This is a genomic window from Aureimonas glaciei (assembly GCF_014643375.1).
In the GTDB taxonomy this organism is placed as follows: domain Bacteria; phylum Pseudomonadota; class Alphaproteobacteria; order Rhizobiales; family Rhizobiaceae; genus Plantimonas; species Plantimonas glaciei.
This window is the reverse complement of record NZ_BMJJ01000011.1, coordinates 21,352-44,858: the sequence shown is the minus strand read 5'-3', so window position 1 is coordinate 44,858 and position 23,507 is coordinate 21,352. Positions and strand designations below refer to the sequence as shown.

General features: G+C 67.3%; 21 protein-coding genes. 12 read left to right on the top strand and 9 right to left on the bottom strand.

Features of this window, described 5'->3' with window-relative positions; all coding sequences use genetic code 11:
* Positions 1-42 precede the first annotated feature (42 nt).
* On the top strand, positions 43-1,182 hold the full coding sequence (locus IEX88_RS20150) for a lipocalin-like domain-containing protein (protein WP_188854219.1): 1,140 nt from the start codon (positions 43-45) through the stop codon (positions 1,180-1,182).
* Between the two features lie 215 nt (positions 1,183-1,397).
* The gene (locus IEX88_RS20145; RefSeq protein WP_188854216.1) at positions 1,398-2,585 is read left to right on the top strand and encodes an aminotransferase class V-fold PLP-dependent enzyme; all 1,188 of its coding nucleotides are present in this window, start codon (positions 1,398-1,400) and stop codon (positions 2,583-2,585) included.
* Between the two features lie 75 nt (positions 2,586-2,660).
* On the opposite strand, the gene IEX88_RS20140 is transcribed toward IEX88_RS20145, so the two are convergent.
* Together IEX88_RS20140 and IEX88_RS20135 are read right to left on the bottom strand one after the other, a co-directional pair.
* Positions 2,661-3,596, bottom strand: coding sequence for an amidohydrolase family protein (locus IEX88_RS20140; RefSeq protein ID WP_210319308.1), 936 nt, complete (start codon positions 3,594-3,596; stop codon positions 2,661-2,663).
* Between the two features lie 130 nt (positions 3,597-3,726).
* Positions 3,727-4,002, bottom strand: coding sequence for a hypothetical protein (locus IEX88_RS20135; RefSeq protein WP_188854214.1), 276 nt, complete (start codon positions 4,000-4,002; stop codon positions 3,727-3,729).
* 272 nt (positions 4,003-4,274) lie between these two features.
* Here IEX88_RS20135 and aroQ point away from each other — a divergent pair, with 272 nt between their 5' ends.
* Complete coding sequence (gene aroQ / locus IEX88_RS20130; protein ID WP_188854212.1) at positions 4,275-4,724, top strand: type II 3-dehydroquinate dehydratase; 450 nt, start codon at positions 4,275-4,277, stop codon at positions 4,722-4,724.
* 128 nt (positions 4,725-4,852) lie between these two features.
* Positions 4,853-7,018, top strand: a complete 2,166-nt coding sequence (locus IEX88_RS20125; protein ID WP_244640396.1) for a histidine kinase dimerization/phosphoacceptor domain -containing protein — start codon at positions 4,853-4,855, stop codon at positions 7,016-7,018.
* On the opposite strand, the gene IEX88_RS20120 is transcribed toward IEX88_RS20125, so the two are convergent.
* The 4 genes from IEX88_RS20120 to IEX88_RS20105 all read right to left on the bottom strand — a co-directional run bounded on the left by IEX88_RS20120 (position 7,019) and on the right by IEX88_RS20105 (position 10,062).
* Positions 7,019-7,549: a biliverdin-producing heme oxygenase gene (locus IEX88_RS20120; RefSeq protein WP_188854210.1), complete on the bottom strand. Its 531-nt coding sequence runs from the start codon at positions 7,547-7,549 to the stop codon at positions 7,019-7,021.
* 85 nt (positions 7,550-7,634) lie between these two features.
* The gene (locus IEX88_RS20115; RefSeq protein ID WP_188854208.1) at positions 7,635-8,180 is read right to left on the bottom strand and encodes a TadE/TadG family type IV pilus assembly protein; all 546 of its coding nucleotides are present in this window, start codon (positions 8,178-8,180) and stop codon (positions 7,635-7,637) included.
* Positions 8,180-8,704: a TadE/TadG family type IV pilus assembly protein gene (locus IEX88_RS20110; protein ID WP_188854206.1), complete on the bottom strand. Its 525-nt coding sequence runs from the start codon at positions 8,702-8,704 to the stop codon at positions 8,180-8,182. Before IEX88_RS20110 ends, IEX88_RS20115 begins: the two co-directional genes overlap by 1 nt.
* A 2-nt stretch (positions 8,705-8,706) precedes the next feature.
* The gene (locus IEX88_RS20105) at positions 8,707-10,062 is read right to left on the bottom strand and encodes a TadE/TadG family type IV pilus assembly protein (protein WP_188854204.1); all 1,356 of its coding nucleotides are present in this window, start codon (positions 10,060-10,062) and stop codon (positions 8,707-8,709) included.
* A 235-nt stretch (positions 10,063-10,297) separates the two neighbouring features.
* Between IEX88_RS20105 and IEX88_RS20100 the strand changes: the two genes are divergently transcribed.
* The 8 genes from IEX88_RS20100 (at position 10,298) to IEX88_RS20065 (ending at position 19,581) form a co-directional block, all read left to right on the top strand.
* Positions 10,298-11,404, top strand: a complete 1,107-nt coding sequence (locus tag IEX88_RS20100; protein WP_188854202.1) for a transporter substrate-binding protein — start codon at positions 10,298-10,300, stop codon at positions 11,402-11,404.
* Positions 11,401-12,033 (top strand): ANTAR domain-containing response regulator, encoded by a 633-nt coding sequence (locus IEX88_RS20095; RefSeq protein WP_188854200.1) that lies wholly within the window; start codon positions 11,401-11,403, stop codon positions 12,031-12,033. Before IEX88_RS20100 ends, IEX88_RS20095 begins: the two co-directional genes overlap by 4 nt.
* Positions 12,030-12,932, top strand: coding sequence for an ABC transporter permease (locus tag IEX88_RS20090; RefSeq protein ID WP_188854198.1), 903 nt, complete (start codon positions 12,030-12,032; stop codon positions 12,930-12,932). Before IEX88_RS20095 ends, IEX88_RS20090 begins: the two co-directional genes overlap by 4 nt.
* The gene (locus IEX88_RS20085) at positions 12,932-13,852 is read left to right on the top strand and encodes an ABC transporter permease (RefSeq protein ID WP_188854196.1); all 921 of its coding nucleotides are present in this window, start codon (positions 12,932-12,934) and stop codon (positions 13,850-13,852) included. Before IEX88_RS20090 ends, IEX88_RS20085 begins: the two co-directional genes overlap by 1 nt.
* A gap of 32 nt (positions 13,853-13,884) precedes the next feature.
* Entirely contained in the window at positions 13,885-15,510 is a 1,626-nt protein-coding gene (locus IEX88_RS20080) for an ABC transporter substrate-binding protein (RefSeq protein ID WP_188854194.1), read from the top strand.
* Positions 15,500-16,444, top strand: a complete 945-nt coding sequence (locus IEX88_RS20075; RefSeq protein ID WP_188854192.1) for an acetamidase/formamidase family protein — start codon at positions 15,500-15,502, stop codon at positions 16,442-16,444. Before IEX88_RS20080 ends, IEX88_RS20075 begins: the two co-directional genes overlap by 11 nt.
* A gap of 208 nt (positions 16,445-16,652) precedes the next feature.
* On the top strand, positions 16,653-18,449 hold the full coding sequence (locus IEX88_RS20070) for an ABC transporter ATP-binding protein (protein WP_188854190.1): 1,797 nt from the start codon (positions 16,653-16,655) through the stop codon (positions 18,447-18,449).
* A gap of 241 nt (positions 18,450-18,690) precedes the next feature.
* The gene (locus tag IEX88_RS20065; protein ID WP_244640395.1) at positions 18,691-19,581 is read left to right on the top strand and encodes a DMT family transporter; all 891 of its coding nucleotides are present in this window, start codon (positions 18,691-18,693) and stop codon (positions 19,579-19,581) included.
* 412 nt (positions 19,582-19,993) lie between these two features.
* Here the strand turns inward: IEX88_RS20065 and IEX88_RS20060 are convergent, their stop codons facing one another.
* The 3 genes from IEX88_RS20060 to IEX88_RS20050 all read right to left on the bottom strand — a co-directional run bounded on the left by IEX88_RS20060 (position 19,994) and on the right by IEX88_RS20050 (position 23,381).
* A complete protein-coding gene (locus IEX88_RS20060) occupies positions 19,994-20,890 on the bottom strand; it encodes a carbohydrate ABC transporter permease (RefSeq protein ID WP_188854188.1) in 897 nt (298 codons plus the stop codon).
* A gap of 10 nt (positions 20,891-20,900) precedes the next feature.
* On the bottom strand, positions 20,901-21,845 hold the full coding sequence (locus tag IEX88_RS20055; protein WP_188854186.1) for a carbohydrate ABC transporter permease: 945 nt from the start codon (positions 21,843-21,845) through the stop codon (positions 20,901-20,903).
* Positions 21,846-22,061: 216 nt separating this feature from the next.
* Positions 22,062-23,381, bottom strand: a complete 1,320-nt coding sequence (locus tag IEX88_RS20050; RefSeq protein ID WP_188854183.1) for an ABC transporter substrate-binding protein — start codon at positions 23,379-23,381, stop codon at positions 22,062-22,064.
* Between the last annotated feature and the right edge of the window lie 126 nt (positions 23,382-23,507).

Sequence of the window (23,507 nt, the reverse complement as noted above, 5' to 3'; positions counted from 1 at the left end):
CTGAACCTCCGTCATCGGCTTTTCTCCCCCCTCCGGGGGGAGATGCCCGGCAGGGCAGAGAGGGGGCGCGGCGCTTGCCGACCCAGGCTCGCATCCTTCTTCCCCCGCGCTCTCCGCCTCCTCGCCACGCTCCTCGCCGTCCTCCTCGGCCTTTCCGCCGCCACCGCCGCCGAACGTCCCTATCCCGCCGCCGAGCCCGGCATCCCGCTGGTCTTCCCCGAGGATCACGGCGCGCATCCCGATTTCCGGACGGAATGGTGGTACGTCACCGGCTGGCTGAAGACACCGGACGGGCGCGACCTCGGCTTCCAGGTCACCTTCTTCCGCAGCCGGCCGCCGGGCGATGGCGACAATCCCAGCGCCTTCGCGCCCAAGCAGATCCTCTTTGCCCATGCCGCTCTGTCCGATCCCGCGGTCGGCCATCTCCTGCACGGCGAGCGCGCCGCCCGCGAAGGGTTCGGCATCGCCGCGGCGAAGACCGGCGACGCCGACATCATCTTGCGCGACTGGGCCTTCCGGCGCGAGGCCGATGGCCGCTTCACCACCACGGTCGAAACGCCCGACTTTGCCTTCGAGCTCGCTTTCGCGCCGACGCAGGACGTCTTTCCGCAGGGCGAGGACGGCTACAGCCGCAAGGGCGCAAACCCGGCCGATGCCAGCCGCTACTATTCCCTGCCGCATCTCGCCGTCACCGGCACGCTCACCCGAAACGGAGAGGCCGGGGAGCCCGTCACCGGGGAGGCCTGGCTCGACCGCGAGTGGTCGTCGAACATCCTATCGGAAGGCGCCGTCGGCTGGGACTGGACGGGGCTCAACCTCGACGACGGCAGCGCGCTGGTGGCCTTTCGCATCCGCGGGGAAGACGATTCCACGCTCTGGGCCGGCGGCTCCTTCCGCCGCCCCGACGGCAGCATTTTTCGCTTCGACCCCGAGGACGTCACGCTTTCCCCCGTCCGCCGCTGGACCTCGCCGCGCACTGACGCCGCCTATCCCGTCGAGCAGATCCTGACCATCCGCCTGCCCGAGGGCGAGCGCCGCTTCCCCCTGACGCCCCTCTTCGACGACCAGGAGCTCGACGGTCGCTCCGGCGGCATGCCGGTCTACTGGGAGGGCGCGGTGACGGTGCCGGGGGGGCGGGGCTATCTGGAGCTGACGGGCTACGCCGCCAAGCTGAGAATGTGATGCTGCTCTGCACGGTAAATATTGCTTAGGCCGGGAGCCTGAATAATTAACTTTTCAAAGGGGCCCGCCGAAGGCACGCTTTCAAGTGGGAGGATTGCGCGACCCGGGCACCGGGAGGAGGCTTATGCACAGGGTGCGGGCTCTTCCGTGGCGTCGCGATCACTTCAAGAACGACAATGGCGCAGTTCAGACGCCGTGACATCTTGAGGACAACGATGAACCACCATCCAGGTCTCTTCATTCCGGGCCCGACCAACGTCCCGGACGCCGTGCGGCGCGCCATGAATGTCCCGCAGGAGGACATGCGCTCGCCGGATTTTCCAAAGCTCACTCTGCCGCTCTTCGCCGATCTCAAGAAGGTCTTCAAGACGCAGAGGGGCCAGCCCTTCATCTATCCGTCGAGCGGAACGGGTGGCTGGGAAGCGGTGCTGACCAACACCCTCAATCCCGGCGACAAGGTGCTGATCGCGACCTTCGGCCAGTTCTCCGTCCTCTGGGCGGATATGTGCCAGCGCCTCGGCTTCACCACCGAGATCGTCGACGTCGAATGGGGCAAGGGCGTTCCGCTGGAGACGTTCGCCGACATCCTCGCCGCCGACACGGCGCACGATATCAAGGCCGTGCTCGGCACCCACAACGAGACGGCGACGGGCGTCACCTCGGACGTCGCCGGAATGCGAAAAGTCCTCGACGCCGCCGACCACCCGGCGCTCCTCTTCGTCGACGGCGTCTCCTCGATCGCCTCGATCGATTTCCGCATGGACGAATGGGGCGTCGACGGCATCGTCGCAGGCAGCCAGAAGGGTTTCATGCTGCCGACGGGCCTCGCCATCATCTGCGTCAGCGAAAAGGCGCTGGAAGCGCACAGATCCTCGAAATTTCCACGCTGCTTCTTCGCCTTCGAGGATATGCTGCGCACCAACAAGGACGGCTACTTCCCCTATACGCCGGCCACCCCGCTGCTGCGCGGCCTGCGCGCCTCGCTGGATCTCCTGTTCGAGGAGGGGCTGGAGAACGTCTTCGCCCGGCATCGCCACATCGCCAGCGGCGTGCGGGCGGCGGTCTCGGCCTGGGGGCTCGACCTCATGGCGAAGGAGCCGAAATGGCACTCCGATACCGTCTCGGCGGTCTGCGTGCCGCCGGACGTCGATGCGGTGAAGGTCCTGCGCCGGGCCTTTGATCGCTACGGCGTCTCCTTCGGCTCGGGCCTCACACGCCTCAGCGGCAAGGTTTTTCGCATCGGCCATATCGGCGCGACGAACGAGCTGATGCTGCTCGGCGCCCTGTCGGTGGCCGAGATGGCCCTCGTCGACTGCGGCGCGAAGATCGCGCTGGGCTCGGGCGTAGCGGCGGCGCAATCGAGCTACTGCGCCGGCGAGAGTGTGCTGGCGAAGGCCGCCTAGCGGCGACGGCCGCAAGATGAAAGCCCGGCCGACGCCGCAGCTGCGATTCCGCCCGCCTATCGTGAGCGGTAACGCTTAGGCGGGACGGGAGAGCCCGCCGCGGGCACCGGCGAGGCTGGGGCCGCCGCGAAGGGGCCTCGAAATACCATGCCGAGATGTCGTCGGCGGCCCGCGACCGGCCTCAACCTCGACGACGGCAGCGCGCCGATGGCGTTTCGCATCCGCGGGGAAGACGGCGACACGCTCTGGGCCGGCGGCTTTTTCGCCGCCCCGACGGCAGCGTTGTTCGCTTCGTCCGAAGGACATGACGCGTTCTCCCGGCCGCCGCTCGGTCTGCGCGCAGACATAGTCGAGGTCGAGGGCGTCAGCCCCGTCGAGGCGGCCGAAATCGAGATGCATGTCGATGTCGGCGTCGAAATCGCGGGCGATGGCAAAGACGCGGTCGATCTGGCCGTGCGGGTCGCTGTCGGTATAGGGCGCGGCGCCGACGACGTTTGCGCCGCGCTTCATTGCGGCGACCATCAGCTCCTCGGTGCCGGGATTGTTCGTCATTCCCTCCTGCGGAAAGACGCAAATCTCGATGTCGAGTGCGAAGGCGTAGTCCCGGGCGAGCTGTTCGATGGCGCGGAGGGAGACGAGGCCGATGCCGGGATCGACCTCGACATGGGTGCGCATGTGCGTCGTGCCGTGCAGGATCGCCTTCTCCACCGTGCGGCGGGCGCGGGCGTAGACGTCCTCCGCGGTGAAATCGCGCTTGGCCTTCGCCACCTCTTCGATCGCCTCGGCGATGTCGCCGCGCACCGAGCAGCAGCGCTCCATGATGCAGGACTTGTCGAGATGGATATGCGTCTCGACGAAGCCCGGCGAGACGAGGCAGCCGGACACGTCGAGGCGCTCGCCGTCGGCAGCCAGGTTTTCCTCGATCGCGGCGATGCGCCCGCCGGCGATGCCGATGTCGACCGGCCGGCCGGGGCGGCCGGCGACAAGGGCGTTTTGGAGGATCAGGTCCATGGCAGGGCTCCCGACGCGCCGGGAGGCGCGGTCACAGCCCTTTGCAGCATGTTGCGCTGCAGCACTCAAGCGCAGCGCGTGGCGGCACCGCGTCGGGTTGTCGGAGGCGGCAGCGCGCCCCCGAAAAGGGTCAGACGGCGCCGGGCTCGAGATGGGCGAGGCTCTGCTGGCCGGAGACGCGCTTGCGGCGGCCGACGAGCATCATCGGCACGCTGGCGAAGGAGAGGACGAGCGCGGCGGAGGCGAACAGGCCGATCGACGGGTTCTCCTCGGCGGCTGTCGTGTACAGCATCAGATAGGCTTCGTAGACGAAGGCCGGGGGGCAGATGGTGAACAGCAGCGCGCCGGCATAGCCGAGCGTCCGGAAGCTCGAGGTGACGAAAGAATCATGGGTCGGGGTGATCATCAGTTTCTCCTGGCTGACGCGAGGCTATGACAAACCAAGCTTGCGTCAGGCCGTCGCGCCCGCCAGACGCAGCCGGCGCGAAGAGTAGGCGGCTACAGGGGAAAAGTCGTCGAGCCGGGCGGGACGGGATCGCCGCGCCGGGCCCATCCATGCACCCCGCCTGTTGCCGGCATGCACCATCCCCGTCTAGGACTGGCGCTGCGGTGCTCCGCCAGCGGCCGCGGCGGCGCCCGGCTTTCCGCTCTCGCGGGCGCCGATCCAGGGGGATGACCATGACCAGACCGATCTTCATTCTGAACGGCCCGAACCTCAACCTCCTCGGCAAGCGCCAGCCCGAGATCTACGGGCGCGAGACGCTCGCCGACGTCGAGGCCGACTGCCGCCAGCGGGCCGAGGCCCTCGGCCTCGCCATCCGCTTCCACCAGAGCAATGCCGAACATCAGATCATCGACTGGATCCACGAGGCGCGCGAAGCGGGGTCCGGCATCATCATCAACCCCGCCGCCTTCACCCACACGTCCGTCGCCATTCTCGACGCGCTGAACGCCTTCGACGGCCCGGTGCTGGAGGTCCACATCTCCAATGTCCACAAGCGCGAGGCCTTTCGCCATCACTCCTATGTGTCGCTGCGCGCCGACGGGGTGATTGCCGGCTTCGGCGTCGAGGGCTATGCGCTGGCGGTGCAGCGCATGGGCACGCTTCTGGCCACGGCGGCGGGCTGAGAAGAGAGCTTTCGTCCGCCCTCGCGGACGCCGGAGGGCGGCCGGCGGCGTGCCGGCTTCGGGAACCGGATCCGGGCCAAAATGCTTAGGCGTCTTCAGGCTGCGGCCATAAAGACGAGAGGTGCCGTGTGGACGATGCAGAATATGGACTGACGAGAGCGCACGATTCTTCCGATCTCGGCTACGATCTGGCCATCTGCGATCGCGAGCCGATCTATGTGCCGGGTTCCATCCAGCCGCACGGCCTCCTGCTGGTGGTCGACCGTCAGACGCGACGCATCGTCGCCGGCGCCGGCGACATTGAGGCGCGACTCGCCGCCGACTGGCTCGGCGCCGATCTTTCCGCGCTGATCGGCGAGGTCGCTCCCGAAGACGCCGTGGGTGGCCAGCATGGTCCCGCGGTGATCGAGGTCGCCGGCCGCCACGAGAGGTTCGACGCGGTCATCCACGAGGCGGAGGGTGCCCTTCTCGTCGAATTCGAGCCGGTGTCGACTGTCCCCCGTTCGGCCAGCGGCATTCTGTCCTATCTCGACCATGCCAGCGCCGTCTTCGGCCGGGCCTCGGATCTCCAGGGCCTGTGCGACCAGGCGGCGACGGTCTTCCGGGACCTCACCGGATTCGACCGGGTGATGATCTACCGCTTTCTTGACGACGAGGCCGGCGCCGTTATCGCCGAGTCGCGCGATCCCGCGCTCGGCTCCTTCCTCAACCATCATTTTCCCGCCTCCGACATTCCGAAGCAGGCGCGGGCCCTTTATGTGCGCCACCATGTCCGGGTCATCCCGGACGTGGATTACGTCCCGGCGCCCCTGCGCCCCGCGCGCGCGGGGCTGACCGGTCTCGACATGAGCGACCTGGCGCTGCGCAGCGTCTCGCCGATCCATGTCCGCTATCTCCAGAACATGGGCGTCGGCGCCTCCGCCTCGATCTCGATCGTCAAGGACGGCTTGTTATGGGGGCTGGTCGCCTGCCATCACCGCACGCCGCGCCAGCTGAGCTTCGACACCCGCGCCGCCTGCCGCGTGCTGGCCGGCGGCCTCGCCCGCCAGATCCGTGCTCGCGAGGAGGCCGAGCTCTACCGCGAGCGCCTGAGACTGCGCGCCGCCGAGGACGCGATCGCCGCCCGGCTGGCGCGCGAGGGGATGGATTCCGAGCTGTTCCGCGCCAGCCTGCCGGACATGCGCAAGATGCTGGACGCCGACGGCTTCGCTCTGGTGCAGGGACACCAGGTGCAATCTGCGGGCGGTTGCCCCCCGCCGGAGGCGGTGCTGGACCTCGCCGCCTGGCTGCAGGGCCGGTCGGGCCCCGATCCCGTGGCGACGGAGCGCCTGTCGGGCCTGTACGCCCCGGCCGCGGCCTTTCGCGAGACCGCCAGCGGGCTGTTGTCGGTGACCCTGTCGAGCCAGGAACCGATCGTCTTCCTGTGGTTCCGGGCCGAGCAGGTCGAGGTGATCGAATGGGCCGGCAATCCGCACAAGGCGGTCGTCCTGACGAAGGGCGACACGCTGAGCCCGCGGGCATCGTTCGACGCCTGGAGCGAGACAGTGCGCGGCGAGGCGAGGCCCTGGACGCTGGGCGAGGTCGAGGCGGCGGGCCGGCTTCGCGACGCGGTCGTCAAGGAACGCCAGAACCGCCGGCTGCAGGCGCTCAACGCCGAGTTGACGGCGACGCTCGCCGACAAGGAGAGCCTGCTGCGCCAGAAGGACTATCTGGTGAAGGAGGTGAACCATCGGGTGCAGAACAGCCTGCAGCTCGTTGCGGCCTTTCTCGCCATGCAGGCGCGGGCATCAAGCGATCCAGCGGTGGTCACTGGCCTCGGCGAGGCGCAGCGACGCCTGTCGGCCGTCGCCCTCGTCCACCGCCGGCTCTACCAGGACGACAATGTCGAACAGGTCGATCTTGGTCGCTATCTCGAGGAACTGTGCGAGGACATGCGCCAGTCCATGGGTGAGGAATGGCGCGACCAACTGCATGCCGATCTGGCGCCGATCCCGGTGTCGGCCGACCGTGCCGTCAGCACCGGGCTGATCCTCACCGAACTCGTCATCAACGCCCGCAAATACGCTTATGGCGGCGCGCCGGGAAAGATCTCGATCGTGCTCGAGCCCTATCGCAGCAGCTTTCGCCTGATCGTCGCGGACGAGGGGCAGGGCATGCAGGTGCCGGAGAAGGGTTTTGGCACGCGGATGATCGGCGCCATCGTCGATCGACTGGGCGGCACGATCAGCTACGACAGCAACGATCCCGGCCTGAGGGCGATCCTCACCGCGGCCGTCGGGGCGTCGCGCAACTGATCAGGCGGCGGCGGTGGCCACGCGTTCCGCCGCTTCGGCGTAGAGGCGGAACACCCGGCGTGCCCCCGCCAGCATGGCCGCCTCGGCCGGTGCGGTTTGCGCGGCCGCATCCAGTTCTGCCAGCAGCGCGCGCCATTCGCCCTTGAGATGGGTGGCGCCCAGAAACTCTCGTGGCAGGCCGGGTCCGACGCCGCGCACCAGCATGCCGCCGCCGAGCCGAGAGCCCTCGAGCACGTAGAGCGCGCCCAGAAGCTCGCCCGGCCCGTCCAGGCCATCCACAGGCGCCGGGTGCGGGAGATCAGCATCGAGCGCGGCGAGATCGCGGGCGAGCAGCGCCAGGCGGGGGCGCCACGGCGGAAGCTGCGGGCTTTTCATCAGCAGCGCCTCCAGCGGCGCGAGCACCTCGGCCTGGGCCGACAGGAAGTTGCGATAGTCGTCGGCACGGGTGAGATCGAAGCGTCCGAAGGCGGCATCGACCACATCGTGCGCGTCGGCCGTGGCCTGGCGGAGAAGAAGATGGGCTGAAGTCACGGCTGTCCTGAAGGTCTCGGCGAGAAATGTGTTCTACGCGGGCGACCCCTCGCTGTCATCTGCTCTCGAATAGTTGAAGACGCCGTCAGTCGGTCTTCACGATGGCCGAGGTGAAGCGGGGACGGTTGATCGCCATCTTGTCGTGCGTGCCGCTGACGAGACCGGCGATCGAGAACAGCGGGCGATAGGAGACATGCGTCTCGACGAGGACGAAGGAATCGCCGTCGGCGATTTCGGGAAGCTTGGTGATCGGAATACTGGTCGTCGTCATCTTGGCGAGCGGCGAAACCGCATAGGACCAGTCGACGCTGAACTTGCCGGCCGCCTTCTTGATACTGGTCATGCGCAGGGTTCGGCTGGCGGCACTGGCCGGGGTCATCTTCAGGAACATCTGGGTCATGTTGGCCAGATCGGTGTCGTTGACGTCCGTCTCACGGGAGAGGAGGTCGGCGATGGTAAAGGTCGCCTTCTCGCAGCGGCCGTTGTCGCGCATGAGGTTGAACAGGGTCGTCGAGCCCAGCAGCAGCAGGACCAGGACCGGGGCGATGAAGGCGAATTCGATGCCCACCACGCCGGCTTCGTCCCTGCCGAAGCGCCGCTTCGAACCGCTGGAAAAATGCAGCTTCCTCATCACGGTTCGTTCATGAAGGCGGAGGTGGACACCAGACGATAGCCACCGGTGGAGTCCTTCGGCAGGGCCAGAGCGAGCCCGATCAGCGGCGTCAGCGGATCGATGACGGCGCAGGCGCGCACATACATGATCATCGCGGAGCGGTTGCCCGTGGTAAACCGCAGCGTCGGGTTGACCTTTCCGGAACGGTCGATGCACCGCGCCGTGTCGGACGGAAAGTCGGCCGGCGTCCTGATCGTGACCAACTCGACCGAAAGCACGTTGCGGCAGTCGAGGATGACCGGCGTCTTCGAACAGATGGCGCCGCGGATCGCCTCCTGTGTCTGGGGCGCATCTGGTCCGCCCAGGCGGACCTGGCGGATGGTCTGGTCGAGGGCCCGATCGAGCATCATTCCCTGCGTCATCGTCCAGCCGACCTCGAAGGTCGACAGCACCAGGGCGAAGAAGAGCGGCGCGACGAAGGCGAATTCCACCGCCGTGGCCGCGCCACGATCCCGCAGCAGGCGTTGGAAAGCGCGCTGCATGGTCAGCCGATCAGCTTGATCTTCTGGATCGCCGTCGCGATCGACTGGAAGGCGTTGGCAATGTCGAGACCGTCGACGCGAAAGGCATAGGAGGCGTTGCTGGCACAGGCGGCGAGGCTGTTGGCCACGGCGTTGTCGCTGATCTTGAAGGCGATGGTGAAGACGGTGATGCCCTTCGACTTCGAGTAGTCGCAGATCTGCTTGTACTGGGCGCCGACCTGGCCGGAGAAGATCTCGCGGTGGTCGGCATTGGCGCTGATGTTCTTGTTCGTGACGGCGTTGGTGGTCAGGCTGGCCGGCCGCGGCTGGAAGCCGATCTGACCGTCGGTCATCAGCACGATGAACTTCATCGTCTCGGTATCGTCGAAGGCGGCCGGGCGGCCGACGAACGCCGCGGGGATCGGCGCCAGATTGCGGGCGGCGATGCCCGTGACGGCCGGGCGCATGGCCGGGTCCAGAAGCAGCTGGGCCCATTTCATGCCGTAGGCGGTGCCGGTGCCGTCGAAGGGCTGCAGCGCGTCGATGCGGGCCTTGAGATAGGTGGGATCGTTGGAGAGATAGCTGACCGAGGCGTCGTCGGTCGGGCACCACCAGGGCTGCTTTCCCCTGGCATTGTAGTTGTAATAGGTGAAGTGCGGCACGTGATCGCGTGACGGGAAAGCGGGTATGGCGGCGCCGAAGTCCGTGCCGAGCATCTCGAAGCAGGAGCTGTAGGAATGGCGCCTGACGTAGTCCGTCTTGCCATCGACTCTCTGGCCGGAGGCGAGATAGTCGAAGACGCCCTGTCCAAGGTTCACCTGCCCGGCGAAGGGCACGATGCTGACGGAGGTGACGGGACGCGTTTCCGTCTTCAGCATGGTGTCGATGAAGGCCTTGGCCGCCGGCTTCAGCTGGACCATGCCGCCATTGTCGTACATGGACCCGGAAATATCGAGGACGAGCGACATCTCCACCTTCTGCCGCTTCTCCTGCGCCACGGAGGTGGCGGGGACGCTGAGCGTGGTGAGGCCGGCCAGTTTCAGAAAGGAGGGGGTGTAGGGCAGGGTGGCCGTGGCCGTGACCTTGCGGGAATTGATCGTCCGGTCTTCCGTGACCTGCAGCAGCACGGTCCGGTTGGGCATGGCCTTCCGCAGGTAGTTCGTCACCGTCTGTTCGGCGGTCTGCGTCTGCGACAGCGCGGCGGCGGCCAGGACGCCGCGATCCAGCGCATCCTGAAGCTCGGTCCGCAGCTTCTCGTGCGCGATCAGGTCGACGGCACCGCCGGACAGGATCGTCATCGGGACCAGCAAGAGGGCCGTCATCAAGGGCAAGCTGCCGCCGCGGGCGCTGAGAAAGCGGCGAAAACGCTGTACGATCATCACAGAACTCTCCGGAGGCACCTCGGAGTATTGAAGGCAGATGTTAAGGCTCAGTGAATTGGGAGCCTGCTCATTTTAACGACCTGTGCAATTTCGGTGCATGTCGGCTTGACAGCGACAGGGCGGTTGCTACGGTGACGCCACATACCGGCCCCGCTGCCGGGCGGCATCATGGCCCCGATCGTCCCCGCCTCTGGCATGTGGGACGACGGGGCCTTTTTCATTGGGAGGGGCCTTGCTCCGCAAGCGCATCGAACTCGGGCTGCTGTTTTCCCGCTCCGGCAACTATTCGCTGCTCGGCGAAGCCTGCCGCGACGGGGCGATGATGGCTGTCGAGTCCGTCAACGCCGATCCGCAGGCGAGCGTGACCTTCGTTCCGGTGGAGCGTGACCCGGAGGGGCGGATCGACGCCTATGCGCCGCTCTGCGAGGATATTCTCAAGCGATCGGGCGCGCGGCATGTGGTCGGCTGCATCACCTCCTGGAGCCGCAAGGAAGTCATTCCGGTGCTGGAGAAATGCGGCGGCCTGCTCTGGTATCCTGCGCCCTATGAGGGGTTCGAGGCGAGCGAGCACGTCGTCTACAGCCATGCCTGCCCGAACCAGCATCTGGTGCCGCTGGTCGCCCATGTCGTGCCGCGCTTCGGCCGCGACGCCTTTCTCGTCGGCTCCAACTACATCTGGGGCTGGGAGATGAACCGCGTCGCCCGCGATCTGGTCGCCGACGCCGGCGGCGAGGTGCGCGGCGAGCGTTACCTGCCGATGGGCGACACCGATGTCGCGAGGCTCATCGAAGAGATCCGCGCCACGCTGCCGAACTTCGTCCTCAACAATCTGATCGGTCCCTCGTCCTACGCCTTCTTCAAGGCCTATGCCGCGCTCGGCGAGGCCGATGCGCGGTTCCGGCCGGACCGGCGGCCGATCGTCAGCTGCAATCTGACCGAGCCCGAGCTGCCGGCGCTCGGCGGCAGCGGCGAGGGGCACCTGTCGATCGGGCCGTTCTTCCATGATGCCAAGCTGGCCGTGCCGGGCCCGACCTCCTCCTTCATGGCTGCAGCGCATTCGGCGGTGACGGTGCTGGCGGCGACGATCGCGCGCACCGGCAGCGATGCCCCGGAGGTGACGGCCGGCGCCTTCGAGGGGCAGATCTTCACCACCGCCCTCGGCCGCATCGCCATCGACCGCCAGACCCAGCATTCCAGCCTGCCGGTGAAGCTCGGCCGCATTCGCGGCGCGGGGTTCGAGGTGCTGGAATCGAGCCCTCTGGTGGCGCCCGATCCCTATCTCTCGCGCTATGACCCGCACACGGTCTTCGCCCGGCCCGGCCTGAGGGTGGTGCAGTGAGCCGCCGTCCGCGCATTCCCAATCTCGGCGGCCGCCGCGCCCTCGTCCTGCACCGGCCGCACCAGACGGTGACGGCGATCCTGCGGCAGCTCGCGGCCATCGGCCTCGAGGTCGAGGAATGCTGGCCCGACCTGCCGGCCTCCGCACTCGCCGCCGATTTCCTGTTCTTCGACGCCGATCTCGGCTTCGACGCGCAGTTTCCGTGGAAGCCCGGCGAAGCGCCGATGCCGCTCGTCGCGCTGATCGGCTCGGAAGCGCCCGGCCGGATCGAATGGGCGCTGTCGCACCGCGCCGATGCGCAGATCCTGAAGCCCGTCGGCAATGCCGGCGTCTATTCCGCGCTTTTGATCGCCCGTCAGGGTTTCGACGCGCGGCAGACGCTGGCGCGCGAGGTCGCGATGCTGCGCGAGCGCGTCGGCGAGCGGCAGAGCGTGGTCAAGGCCGTGGTGGCGCTCTCCACCGGCGGCATCGGCGAGGAGCAGGCCTTTGCGCAGCTGCGTACGCTCGCCATGGGCTGGCAGGTGACGATCGAGGAGGCGGCCCGCCGCATCAATGCCCTGAAAGAGGAAGCGGGCCAGGACGAAAAGTCCGGGCCCGGCGCTGCCGGCCGGCAGGGAGGTCTCGCATGAGCATGCCCGTCGCCCCCGATATCGTCGCCGTTCCCGCCGTGCCCGTCGCCCGCGGCGTCTGGGCGCGGCTGCTGAAGCGCAAGCTCGCCGTCTTCGGCCTGGCCATCATCGGCATCGTCGTCTTCGCCGCCATTGCGGCGCCGTGGATCGCGCCTTTCGATCCGAACGAGCAGTTCTTCGACGGCCTGACCATCGAAGGCGCGCCGCTCGGGCCGACAGCGACCTACTGGCTCGGCACCGATCTCCTCGGCCGCGATCTCCTGACGCGCCTGCTCTACGGCGCGCGCAACTCGCTCATCATCGGCATCGTCGCCAATGGCGCGGCGCTCCTCATCGGCACCGCCGTCGGCGTCGTCGCCGGCTATGTCCAAGGCTGGATCGGCGGGCTGATGATGCGCTTCACCGATTTGATGATGGCCTTTCCGGCGCTGCTCCTCGCCATCTGCCTCGCCGCCGTCTTGAGTCCCAGCCTGTGGATCGTCGCCCTCGTCATCGCGCTGGTGAACTGGGTGCAGGTGGCGCGCGTCGTCTACGGCGAGACGCGGGCACTGTCGGAGCGCGAATACATCGCCGCCGAGCGCAGCCTCGGCGCCTCGCCCTCACGCATCCTCTTCCGCCACATCCTGCCGCACCTCACCTCCACCGTCATCGTCTACGGTACGCTCGGCATCTCGACGACGGTGCTCTTGGAGGCGACGCTGTCCTATCTCGGCGTCGGCGTGCAGCCGCCGGACGCCTCCTGGGGCAACATCATCTTCGAGAACCAGACCTATTTCCAGGCGGCGCCCTGGCTGGTGTTTTTTCCCGGCGCGATCATCCTGATCGTGGCGCTCGCCTTCAACCTCGTCGGCGACGCGCTCCGCGACGTGCTCGACCCGACCGAGCGAGGGCGCGACTGATGGCCGTCTATCTCCTGCGTCGCCTGTTCCAGGCCGTCCTCATCCTCGTCGGCGTCTCCTTCGTCACCTTCGCGCTCCTCTATCTCCTGCCGGCGGACCCCGTGCGGCAGATCGCCGGCCGCACCGCCTCGCCGCAGATGGTCGAAAACATCCGCACCCAGCTCGGCCTCGACCAGCCTTTCCTCGTCCAGTACGGGCGTTACTTCATGGGCCTGCTGCAGGGCGATCTCGGACGCTCCTATCTGCAGCGCTCCGAGGTCGCCGAACTGATCGGCGCGCGCCTGCCGGCGAGCCTCCTGCTGATGGCCGCGGCGATCGGTACGGAGCTCGTCATCGGCGTCTCCATGGGGCTGATCGCGGCGGTGCGGCGCGGCAGCGGCACCGACCAGGCGCTGATGGTCGCCTCCTTCGTCGGCGTTTCGGCGCCGCAGTTCGTCGTCGGTCTGCTGCTTCTCTACGTCTTCGCCTACCAGCTCGGCTGGTTCCCGATCGGCGGCTACGGCACCTGGCGCCACCTCGTGCTGCCGGCCCTGACGCTCGGCATCATCGGCGCCGGCTGGTATTCCCGCATGATGCGCTCGTCGATGATCGACGTCCTGCGCCAGGACTATATCCGCACCGCCCGCGCCAAGGGTCTCGGCGGCCGCACCATCCTCATCCGGCATGCCCTGCCCAACGCCATCCTGCCGGTGATCGCGATGATCGGCATCGACATCGGCCTGTTCATGTCGGGCATCGTCGTCGTCGAGGGCGTGTTCGGCTGGCCGGGCATCGGCCAGCTCGCCTGGCAGGCGATCCAGCGCGTCGACCTGCCGATCATCATGGGCGTCACCCTCGTCTCCGCCGTCGCCATCGTCCTCGGCAATCTCCTGGCCGATCTCCTCGCCCCTTTCGTCGATCCGCGCATCAAGCTGCGCTGAAGCCCTTCAAGTCCAACCCAAAGGAAACCGCGATGAAGACCTTTCTTTCGCTTGGTGTCGCCGCCTCGGCGCTGATGATCGCCTTCGCACCGCTGCCCGCCGCCGCTCAAGGCACGGCCGGCGGCGAGATCATCGTCACCTATAAGGACGATGTCGCCACGCTCGACCCGGCGATCGGCTACGACTGGCAGAACTGGTCGATGATCAAGAGCCTGTTCGACGGGTTGATGGACTACGAGCCGGGCACCACGACGCTGCGGCCGGGCCTTGCCGAAAGCTACGAAATCTCGCCCGACGGCAAGACCTTCACCTTCGTCCTCCGCGATGGCGTCAAATTCCACAACGGAAGGGTGATGACGTCTGAGGACGTGAAATACTCGCTCGACCGCGTCACCAATCCGAAGACGCAGAGCCCGGGCGCCGGCTTCTTCGGCGCCATCGCCGGCTTCGACGCCATGGCCGCCGGCACCGCCGAGAGCCTGTCGGGCGTGACGACGCCGGACGCCAAGACCGTCAAGATCGAGCTGTCGCGGCCGGACGCCACCTTCCTGCACGTGATGGGGCTGAACTTCGCCTCGGTCGTGCCGAAGGAGGCGGTGGACGCCGCCGGCGCCGATTTCGGCCGCCAGCCGGTCGGCACCGGCGCCTTCAGCCTCGCTGAATGGACGCTCGGCCAGCGCGTCGTGTTCAAGAAGAACCCGGACTACTGGCGCGCCAACGTGCCGAGCCTCGACACCATCACCTTCGAGATCGGCCAGGAGCCGATCGTCGCCATGCTGCGCCTGCAGAACGGCGAGATCGACATTCCCGGCGACGGCATTCCGCCGGCAAAATTCACCGAGGTGATGGGCAATCCGGAGATGGCCGAGCGCGTCGTCGAAGGCGGCCAGCTGCACACCGGCTACATCACCATGAACACCCGCATGAAGCCCTTCGACGACGTGAAGGTGCGCCAGGCCGTCAACATGGCGATCAACAAGGACCGCATCGTCCAGATCATCAACGGCCGCGCGGTGCCCGCCAACCAGCCGCTGCCGCCCTCGATGCCGGGCTATGTCAAGGATTTCGCCGGCTACAAGTACGACGTCGCCGCCGCCAAGGCGCTGCTCGCCGAGGCCGGCCATGTCGATGGCTTCGAGACCGAACTCTTCGTCGCCAACACCGATCCGCAGCCGCGCATCGCCCAGGCGATCCAGCAGGATCTCGCCGCCATCGGCATCAAGGCCTCGATCCAGTCGCTGGCGCAGGCCAATGTCATCGCCGCCGGCGGATCGCCGGAGGGTGCTGCGATGATCTGGTCGGGCGGCATGGGCTGGATCGCCGACTTCCCCGATCCGTCCAACTTCTACGGGCCCATCCTCGGCTGCGCCGGCGCCGTCGAGGGCGGCTGGAACTGGTCCTGGTACTGCAACGAGGACCTGGACAAGAAGGCCGTCGAGGCCGATTCCATCGCTGATCCGGCCAAGGCCGAGGAGCGCCACAAGCTCTGGGGCGAGATCTACACCGCCATCATGGCCGATGCGCCCTGGGTGCCGGTGTTCAACGAGCAGCGCTACACCATCAAGTCGGCGCGCATGACGGGCGCGGACGCGCTCTTCGTCGATCCCGTGAACATCCCCGTCAACTACGATTACGTGTCGGTCACCGATGTGCAGTAACTGCGACTATACGATCCACGGCCGCCAGCACCATTTCGGCTGGGACAATTCGATCGAGCCGGCGGCGCGCGTCGCCCCCGGCTCGACCATCGAGTTCGAGTGCCATGATTCCTCGGCCGGCCAGCTGACGCCGGACTCCACCGTCGCCGACGTCGCGACGCTGGATTTCAGCCGGATCAACCCGGTCTCGGGCCCGATCTTCGTCGAGGGGGCCGAGCCCGGCGATGCGCTGAAGGTGACGATCGAGGCCTTCAAGCCCTCGGGTTTTGGCTGGACGGCGAACATTCCGGGCTTCGGTCTCCTCGCCGACGATTTCAAGAAGCCGGCGCTGACGCTCTGGCACTACGACACCGCGACGATGGAACCGGCCGCCTTCGGCACCCATGGCCGCGTGCCGCTGAAACCCTTCGCCGGCACCATCGGCAATGCGCCGGCCGATAAGGGCCTGCACTCCGTCGTGCCGCCGCGCCGGGTCGGCGGCAATCTCGACATCCGCGATCTCTCCGCCGGCACGGTGCTGTACCTGCCGGTGGAAGTCGCGGGCGCGCTGTTCTCGGTCGGCGACACCCATGCCGCGCAGGGCGACGGCGAGGTCTGCGGCACGGCGATCGAAAGCCGGATGAACACGGTTCTGACGCTCGACCTCGTGAAGGGCGCGAACCTGAAAATGCCGCGCTTCACCACCGCCGGGCCGGTGACGCGCCATCTCGACGCCAAGGGCTACGAAGTGACGACGGGCGTCGGCGCCGACCTGATGGAGGGGGCGAAGCACGCCGTCGCCGACATGGTCGAGCTTCTCTCCGCCCGCTACAACCTGAACCCGATCGACGCCTACATGCTCGTCTCGACCTGCGGCGACTTGCGGATTTCCGAAATCGTCGACATGCCGAACTGGGTGGTGTCGTTCTACTTCCCGCGTTGCGTCTTCGAATGAGGGCTGGTCTTGCCCTGGGTCGCGGCGCCGTACCCCCCTCTGCCCTGCCGGGCATCTCCCCCTCAAGGGGGGAGATCGGGGGCGGCGCGGGAGCGCGTTTTCTGAGACGGCGAAAAGGCACAACCACGTCCGGCGCTTGGCCGATCTCCCCCCTTGAGGGGGAGATGTCCGGCAGGACAGAGGGGGGCGCCTCGCGCCCACGCCTGCCATGATCCTCACCTCGACCCGTCCAAGCCAGCTGGCCTCATCCGTCCTCCGCGTCGAGCACCTCACCGTCTCCGTCGGCGGAAGCGCGGCGCCGAAAGCGGTGGTCAGCGATCTCTCCTTCACGCTCGCCCCCGGCGAGACGCTGTGCATTGCCGGCGAATCCGGCTCGGGCAAGTCGATGACGGCGCTCGCCATCATGGGCCTTCTGCCGAAACCTGCCGCGCGCATCGCCGGCGGCGCGATCCGGCTCGGCGACACCGATCTCGCGACCCTCGACGAGCGGGCCTTGCGAAGAATCCGCGGCGACCGGGTAGCGATGATCTTTCAGGAGCCGATGACCTCGCTGAACCCGGTGCTGACCATCGGCCGGCAGCTGACCGAGGCCATTCGCGCGCACCGCCCCGTCTCGTCCGCCGAGGCGCGCAAAAGGGCGATCGCGACGCTCGAGGCGGTACGCATTCCCGATGCAGCGGCGCGCCTGTCGCAGCATCCACACGAGCTCTCCGGCGGCATGCGCCAGCGCGTGATGATCGCGATGGCGCTGGCGCTCGAGCCCGACGTGCTCATCGCCGACGAGCCGACGACGGCGCTCGACGTCACGGTGCAGGCGCAGGTGCTGGGCCTCCTCAAGGAGTTGCAGCAGAAATTCGGCACCGCCATCATCCTCATCACCCACGACATGGGCGTCGTCGCCGAGATGGCCGACCGGGTCGTGGTGATGCGGCAGGGTGAGGTGGTGGAAGAGGGCGCGGTCGAGGCGCTGTTTTCGGCCCCGACCCATCCCTACACGCAGGCCCTCCTCGCCGCCGTGCCGCGCATGGGGTTTGGCGACGGGCGCCAGGCGACCGCCATGGCGGCCGACCAGACCGTGGCCGCATCGGCGCTTCCGCCAGTGGCGATGCTGAACGACCTCACCGTGCGCTTCGACCTCACCGGCGGCCTGTTCGGCCGGGTGCAGCGGCAGGTGCATGCGGTGGCCGGCGTCAGCCTCGAAATCGCAGCGAACGAGACCTATTCCCTCGTCGGTGAATCCGGCTGCGGCAAGTCGACGACGGCCAAAGCCTTGGCCGGGCTCGTGCCCTATGCCGGCGACATCGTCGTCGGCGGGCGCAATATGGGCGGGCTCGACGCCAAAGGTCGCAAGGCGATGCGCCGCGACGTGCAGATGATCTTTCAGGACCCCTTTGCCTCGCTCGATCCGCGCATGACCGCGGGCGACCTCGTCGCCGAGCCGCTCGTCATCCATGCCATCGGCGACAAGGCCGAGCAGCGCGAGCGCACGGCGGAGCTGTTCCGCCGGGTGGGCCTCTCGCCCGACCAGATGGCGCGCTATCCGCACGAATTCTCCGGCGGCCAGCGCCAGCGCATCTGCATCGCCCGCGCCCTGGCGCTCCGGCCAAAGCTCATCGTCGCCGACGAGAGCGTTTCGGCGCTCGACGTCTCGGTGCAGGCGCGGGTGCTGGAGCTGCTCCGCGAGCTGCAGCAAGAATTCGGCATCGCCTATCTCTTCATCTCGCACGACATGGCGGTGGTGGAGAACATCTCCACCCATGTCGCGGTGATGTATCTCGGCCAGATCGTCGAGCGCGGCACCCGCGACCAGGTGTTCGGCGACCCGCGCCATGCCTATACGCGGCGGCTGATCGCGGCCGTGCCGCAGCCCGATCCGGCACGGCGCCAGCTGGCCGGCCTTCAGCGCCTGGACGGCGAGATCCCGAGCCCGGTGCGCCGCGTCGGCGATCCGCCGGTGCGGCTGGTGCTGGAGGATGTCGGCGGGGGCCACATGGTCGCGGCCTGAGGCCGGCAACGCGCCGGCGGAAAGCGGGTTCGATACCCGGCGGGCGACGGCTGGGGAAATATCTGGAGAAGCCCGGCGCGGCCCGCGCGGCGGCAGGCGGGGCGGTGCGGACTTGCTGCACGCGCCTTTCCGGTCGCGGGGGCAGGGATAGGACGCAGAGACGGTCGCACTTGCGGGGTCAGGGGGATAAGGTCGCAGGGCTTAGCATCGACTCACCTTCCGCCAGCATCAGGCCTTCCCCGTGAACAGCAGCAAACTTCTGACCGGCATCCTCGTGACGGTCTTTGCCGGCATGGTCTTCTCGGTCATGGACAGCATCGGCAAACATCTCACCACGGTCCTGCCGGTGCTGGAGATCGTCTGGGGGCGCTATTTCTTCCAGACGCTGCTGATGACGGGCTATCTCTATCGCAGCAGCGGCACCGCCTTCCTGCGCACGAAGCGGCCGGTGCTGCAGTTCGTTCGCGGTGGCATGCTGCTGACGGCGACGCTGCTGATGTATTTTGGCCTGGTGCACGTTCCGCTCGCCGACGCGACCTCGGTGATGTTCTTCTCGCCGATCATCATCACCATCCTGTCGGTGATCTTTCTGAAGGAGAAGATCGGCGTCCACCGCATCGCCGCCGTGGTCGCCGGCTTCTGCGGGGTGATGCTGATCGTGCGGCCGGGCGCCTCGGGGACCGATCCCTATCTGCTGCTGCCGCTCGCCGCCGCCCTCGCCAACGCGCTCTACATGCTCCTGACGCGCCAGCTCGCCGGCCAGGACGAAGCCCCGGCGACGCAGTTCAACACCACCGCGGTCGGCACGGTGATCCTCACCTTCTTCGTCATTCCGGTCTGGGAGACGCCCTCCCTGCCGACCTTCGGCCTGATGGTGCTGATCGGCCTCGTCGGCTCGATCGGCCATTTCAGCCTCGTCAGCGCCTTCCGCCACGCCCCCGCCTCGCTGCTCTCGCCCTTCCTCTACAGCCAGGTGCTGGCCTCGACGGCGCTAAGCGTCCTCTATTTCGGCGACCACCTCCGGCTGACGACGGTGCTCGGCACGGCGGTGCTCATCGGCAGCGGGCTGTACATCTGGTGGCGGGAGAACCGCAAGGCGCGGGCGAAGGCGCTCCTGGGCGGGGAGATTTAAGGACGGGCCGCCGGAGAGTGAACCGGCTCATCACGGGGCGCACGCGCTGCAAGGACGGTGCAGGGATACTCTGAAGTCAACGGCTGTATTTGGCCGGCCCGGAAGTCATTGGGTCGTCGGTGGTGTGGCCGAAGCCTGGTAGGTCCCGATACCGCGCGTGACATCCAGCGAGGCTCTCCATCCGCGTCGTCATCCCGGCCTTGAGCCGGGATCCATGCCTCTGCGGTTCCGCTTCGGTCCGGATCAGGATGACGGGAATGTCCACCCTTACCCCACTTGTTCAACGGTTTGGCATGGATCCCGGCTCAAGGCCGGGATGACGAGGCTCGGGTCTCGTGCGGACACACTAGCTCAGCCGCTGGCAGCCACCTTGCGGCGGAAGCGACCCCGCCGCTAGCAGGAGCGCCGCCGCCTACTCCTTCACCGCGCCCGTCATCGACGACACGTAATAATCGACGAAGAACGAATACAAAATCACGACCGGCAGCGAGCCGAGCAGCGCGCCGGCCATCAGCGAGCCCCATTCGTAGACGTCGCCGCGCACGAGTTCCGTCAGCACGCCGACTGGCAGCGTCTTGTTCTCGGAGGACTGGATGAAGGTGAGGGCGTAGATGAACTCGTTCCAGGCCAGCGTGAAGGCAAAGATGCCGGCGGAGATGAGGCCGGGGACGGCGAGCGGCAGGACCACTTTCGTCAGGATCTGCCAGCGCGTCGCGCCGTCGACGAGCGCGCTCTCCTCGAGCTCGAAGGGGATGGAGCGGAAATAGCCCATCAGCAGCCAGGTGCAGAAGGGGATGAGGAAGGTCGGATAGGTCAGGATCAGCGCCAGCTTGGAATCGAAGATGCCGACCTGGAAGACGATGAAGGCGAGCGGGATGAAGAGGATCGAGGGCGGGATCAGATAGGCGAGGAAGACGAGGAGGCCGGCGACGCGCGCGCCGGTGAAGCGCACCCGCTCGATGGAATAGGCGGCGAAGACGGAAGCGGCGAGCGCGATCACCGTCGAGCAGACGGCAACCAGCGTCGTGTTCCACAGCCAGCCGGGATAGGAGGTCTCGAACAGGAGATACTTGATGTGGTCGAGCGTCGGCCTGACCACCCAGAACGGGCTGTATTCCGTGTAGTTCGTCAGCTGGTCGTTCGGCTTCACCGCCGTGATCGCCATCCAGTAGAACGGGAACAGCAGGACGAAGCAGAACATCGCCAGCGGCAGGTAGATGACGAGGATGCGCCGCGGCAGCGTGTTGTACTGCGACATGCCGACGACGTCGTCGGTGAGGTGGCCGGCTTCGGGATGGGTCTGGCTCATTGTCTTTTCCTTAGTCCGATCCGCCCTGCTGCCACTTGCGGCGCTGCAGGCCGAAGAAGCTGAACAGGATCGCGGCGAGGAGGAACGGGATCATCGCGACGGCGATCGCGGCGCCCTCGCCGAGCTGGCCGCCGGAGATGCCGCGCTGGAAGGAGAGCGTGGCCATGAGGTGGGTGGCGTTGACAGGGCCGCCCTTGGTGAGGACGTAGATCAGCTGGAAGTCGGTGAAGGTGAAGAGCACCGAGAAGGTCATCACCACGGCGATGATCGGCGTCAGCAGCGGCAGCGTGACATTGCGAAACCGCTGCCAGGACGTCGCGCCGTCGAGCGCCGCGGCCTCGTGAAGCGAGGCCGGAATGGTCTGCAGGCCGGCCAGGAGCGAGATCGCGACGAAGGGAATGCCGCGCCAGACATTGGCGGCGATGACCGAAGCCCGGGCGTTCGTCGGGTCGCCGAGGAAGTTGATCGGCGCGGAGATCAGCCCGACCTCCATCAGGATCCAGGAGATGATCGAGAACTGCGCGTCGAACATCCACCAGAAGGCCAGCGCCGAGAGCACGGTTGGCACCACCCAGGGCAGGAGGATGATGGCGCGGAAGAAGGATTTGTAGGGCAGGTGCTCGTTGAGGATCAGCGCCAGCCAGAGACCGAGCGCGAACTTCAGCACCGAGGCGACGGTGGTGTAGAGCACGGTGTTGAACACCGAGAGCCAGAAAATCCGGTCGCCCATCAGGAAGGCGTAGTTCTCGAGGCCGATGAAGATGCCGGGCCGGCCGATCTTGGCATCGGTGAAGCCGAGCCAGACGCCGAGGCCGAGCGGATAGGTCAGGAAGACCAGGAGGAACAGCGCCGCCGGCAGCATGAACAGGAAACCGAGCCCGTTGCGGCTCTGCGCCAGGCGTTCGAAGGCGGACGCCTTCTCAGGCTCTGCCGGTTTGATCGTGGTGGTGGACATCGGTCCTGTTCCTTGTCCCGGAGGATGTGCGGCGTCCAACTGCAGTCGACGCTGCCTTGTCGTCGTCCGTGTCTGGTTCTTCTCCCCTCTGGGGAGAAGGTCGCGGCAGCGGGATGAGGGGAACACCGTCAGGCGTTGGCCCCCTCATCCGTCCGTCGCTTCGCGACGTCCACCTTCTCCCCGGTGGGAGAAGAATGGCGCCATGCTGTTAGACGCCTAGACGCGGTAATACCGGTTGGCGCGGCGTTCGGCGTTGGTGATCGCCTCCTCGGCCGTGGACTGGCCGGTGACGGCCTCGGCGAACATGTCGACGAGGACGTAGTCGGCCATGGTGCCGGCCGAGGCGGCGCCGAGCGGGCCCGCATAGCCGTTCGGGCGCAGGGTCTCCGAGGCGCGCGCATAGGGCGCGTGGAACGGGTCGGCGGTCCAGACCGGGTTCGAGGCGAAGGCCTTCAGCGGCTGGCAGCAATAGGCGCTGGCGCCCTGGATCCAGGCGTTCATGTTGTCGGCCTGGTACATGAACTGGATGTAGGCCTTGGCCGCTTCCGGGAACTTGGTGTGGGCGAAGACCGACAGGGTCGAGGTCTGGTGCAGCTCGACGCTCTCGCCGACCGGGCCGATCGGGAAGTTGACCGAGCGCATGTCGTCGAGGATCTCCTTCATCGCCGGATCCTTCTTGGCGGCGTAGTAGACCGACACGCCATTGGCGGTCAGCGAGACCTGGCCGGCCAGGAAGGCGCGGTTGTTGTTGACGTCCTGCCAGCTCTCGGTGCCGGGGATGAAGGTCTTGTAGAGCTCGATGGCGTAGTTGACCGCGGCCAGCGTCTCCGGGCTGTTGATCGTGACCGCGCCGCTCTCGTCGACCATCTTGCCGCCATGGCTCCACAGCAGCCAATGGGCGTAGTTGTTGCCGTCGCCGACGGCCTTGCCGTGCGGGAAGCCGGCCGGGGTGCCCTTAGCCTGCAGGCCCTTGCAGAGCTCGAGGAAGCCGGCGGTATCCTTCGGGAATTCCGAGAAGCCGGCGGCCTTCATGTGGCTGTCACGGTAGACGATGGCATTGCCGATGGCGCAGAGCGGCATGGCGATGAACTTGCCGTCACGCTTGGCGTAGGACTCGATGCCCTCGTACCAGCCGCCATTGGCCTCGCCGAGATAGGTGCCGAGCTCGGTCAGGTCGACCAGCTTGTCCGGGTACTGCTGCGGATCGTCGAACCAGCTCATGACCATGTCGGGACCGGAGCCGACATTGGCGGCGACGGCGGCCTTCGGACGCACGTCCTCCCAGCTCTCCTTGTCGACGCGCACTTCGACGCCGGTCGCCTCGGTAAACTTCTTGGTGTTGGCGAGCCAGGCTTCCTCTTCCGCCGGCACGAAAGGCGCCCAGCGCAGCAGGCGCAGGCTCGCGCCTTCCTCGGGTGTGTAGGTGGGAGCCGCTCCTTGCGCGAAGGCACGGCCGAGGCCGAACGGGCCGGTGAAGGCGCCGGCGGCCAGAAGGCCGGCCGAGGTGGTCAGCAGTTTTCTGCGGTTGATGGACATGACTGTCTCCTCCAGGGGTGCGGGACGATTGTTGTTGTTGCGCGGTCGGCTTCCCGGGATGCCGCCGCCATTTTGGGCCCTTGCGGGCCGTAACGCGGTCGAATGCCCGGGGCGAGGCGCCCCAGG

Excerpts from the sequence above, each read along its gene's own strand:
- IEX88_RS20150 (WP_188854219.1), top strand. The coding sequence starts at position 43 with ATGCCCGGCAGGGCAGAGAGGGGGCGCGGCGCTTGCCGACCCAGGCTC.
- IEX88_RS20145 (WP_188854216.1), top strand. The coding sequence starts at position 1,398 with ATGAACCACCATCCAGGTCTCTTCATTCCGGGCCCGACCAACGTCCCG.
- IEX88_RS20140 (WP_210319308.1), bottom strand. The coding sequence starts at position 3,596 with ATGGACCTGATCCTCCAAAACGCCCTTGTCGCCGGCCGCCCCGGCCGG.
- IEX88_RS20135 (WP_188854214.1), bottom strand. The coding sequence starts at position 4,002 with ATGATCACCCCGACCCATGATTCTTTCGTCACCTCGAGCTTCCGGACG.
- aroQ (WP_188854212.1), top strand. The coding sequence starts at position 4,275 with ATGACCAGACCGATCTTCATTCTGAACGGCCCGAACCTCAACCTCCTC.
- IEX88_RS20115 (WP_188854208.1), bottom strand. The coding sequence starts at position 8,180 with ATGAGGAAGCTGCATTTTTCCAGCGGTTCGAAGCGGCGCTTCGGCAGG.
- IEX88_RS20110 (WP_188854206.1), bottom strand. The coding sequence starts at position 8,704 with ATGCAGCGCGCTTTCCAACGCCTGCTGCGGGATCGTGGCGCGGCCACG.
- IEX88_RS20105 (WP_188854204.1), bottom strand. The coding sequence starts at position 10,062 with ATGATCGTACAGCGTTTTCGCCGCTTTCTCAGCGCCCGCGGCGGCAGC.
- IEX88_RS20090 (WP_188854198.1), top strand. The coding sequence starts at position 12,030 with ATGAGCATGCCCGTCGCCCCCGATATCGTCGCCGTTCCCGCCGTGCCC.
- IEX88_RS20085 (WP_188854196.1), top strand. The coding sequence starts at position 12,932 with ATGGCCGTCTATCTCCTGCGTCGCCTGTTCCAGGCCGTCCTCATCCTC.
- IEX88_RS20080 (WP_188854194.1), top strand. The coding sequence starts at position 13,885 with ATGAAGACCTTTCTTTCGCTTGGTGTCGCCGCCTCGGCGCTGATGATC.
- IEX88_RS20075 (WP_188854192.1), top strand. The coding sequence starts at position 15,500 with ATGTGCAGTAACTGCGACTATACGATCCACGGCCGCCAGCACCATTTC.
- IEX88_RS20070 (WP_188854190.1), top strand. The coding sequence starts at position 16,653 with ATGATCCTCACCTCGACCCGTCCAAGCCAGCTGGCCTCATCCGTCCTC.
- IEX88_RS20060 (WP_188854188.1), bottom strand. The coding sequence starts at position 20,890 with ATGAGCCAGACCCATCCCGAAGCCGGCCACCTCACCGACGACGTCGTC.
- IEX88_RS20055 (WP_188854186.1), bottom strand. The coding sequence starts at position 21,845 with ATGTCCACCACCACGATCAAACCGGCAGAGCCTGAGAAGGCGTCCGCC.
- IEX88_RS20050 (WP_188854183.1), bottom strand. The coding sequence starts at position 23,381 with ATGTCCATCAACCGCAGAAAACTGCTGACCACCTCGGCCGGCCTTCTG.